Here is a 1,036-nt window from a genome sequence, read left to right as displayed (position 1 = left end):
CTGGCGCAGTCCATCGATTTTCAAGACCGCTTCGCGCGCGCCCTGCGGCATCAAATTCAACGCGAGAGCCAACGGCTGGAAGCCGGTCTGGCCTTGATGGCATCCATTGGATCCATTTCGCCGTTTATCGGCCTGTTTGGCACCGTGTGGGGCATCATGGAAGCGTTGCAGAGTATCAGCCAGGCAGGCAGTGCCAGTCTGGAAACCGTCGCCGGTCCGGTCGGTTCTGCCTTACTGGCTACCGGGATTGGTATCGCCGTCGCGGTTCCTGCGGAACTGGGATACACGTACTTTTTGCGTCGGGTAAAAAACGCCGTCGCCCGTTTGGATAACTTCGCCCACGATTTTTACAATGTGGTGCAAAAGAACGGCTTCAGCCTGACACCCGCGACTCAGCTCGCATCACAGTCCTGACAGGAGCACTACCATGGCATTTTCTCCCCACTCTACATCGGAATTGCAAAGCGAAATCAATGTCACGCCTCTGGTGGATGTGATGCTGGTACTGCTGGTGGTGTTTATTGTCACCGCGCCGTTGCTCACCAACGCCGTGCCGGTCAATTTGCCGAAAACAGCGGCCACCGCACCGCCCGATACGCAGCAGCCGCTGGTGGTCAGTATCGATGATAACGGCCAGTTATTCGTTGCACAGACGCCGCTGCCCCTTGAACAGTTGGAATCGCGACTGCTCGCGGCGCGTAGCGAAAATGAACGCCTTCAAGTACAACTGCGCGCCAGTGAAACGGTAAATTATGGCCTGGTGGCAAAATCACTGGTCAGTATTGAGCGCGCGGGCATTAGCAAGGTGGCGATTGTGACGGCACGCTAACCCCTCAATATGCCTAACTGAGCATAAACAGAAGCCTGCCGAGACTCGATTTCAGTCATCTGCCTGTTGTGTTTTGCTGCCCCTCCAGTAGAGTGAGCGGTATTTCCGGCTATTCATCAGGGCAGTCAGTTTGAGCAAAGCGTGGTGCAACCGCTTTGCTCCTTGTCCGTCAAACAGGAAGTGATAATGAAAGGTGTTTCCTTATTG

General features: G+C 55.1%; 2 protein-coding genes. Both read left to right on the top strand.

The window, feature by feature from the left end:
• Positions 1-414, top strand: a 414-nt coding sequence (locus J5224_RS29780) for a MotA/TolQ/ExbB proton channel family protein (RefSeq protein ID WP_264628666.1), incomplete at its 5' end; no start/stop codon positions are given.
• Positions 415-427: 13 nt separating this feature from the next.
• The gene (locus J5224_RS29775) at positions 428-829 is read left to right on the top strand and encodes an ExbD/TolR family protein (protein ID WP_264628665.1); all 402 of its coding nucleotides are present in this window, start codon (positions 428-430) and stop codon (positions 827-829) included.
• Positions 830-1,036 lie beyond the last annotated feature (207 nt).

The sequence above is a fragment of the Candidatus Symbiopectobacterium sp. NZEC135 genome, assembly GCF_025962695.1.
The sequence above is the reverse complement of the archived record's forward strand: the minus strand, read 5'-3'. Positions and strand labels throughout refer to the sequence as shown.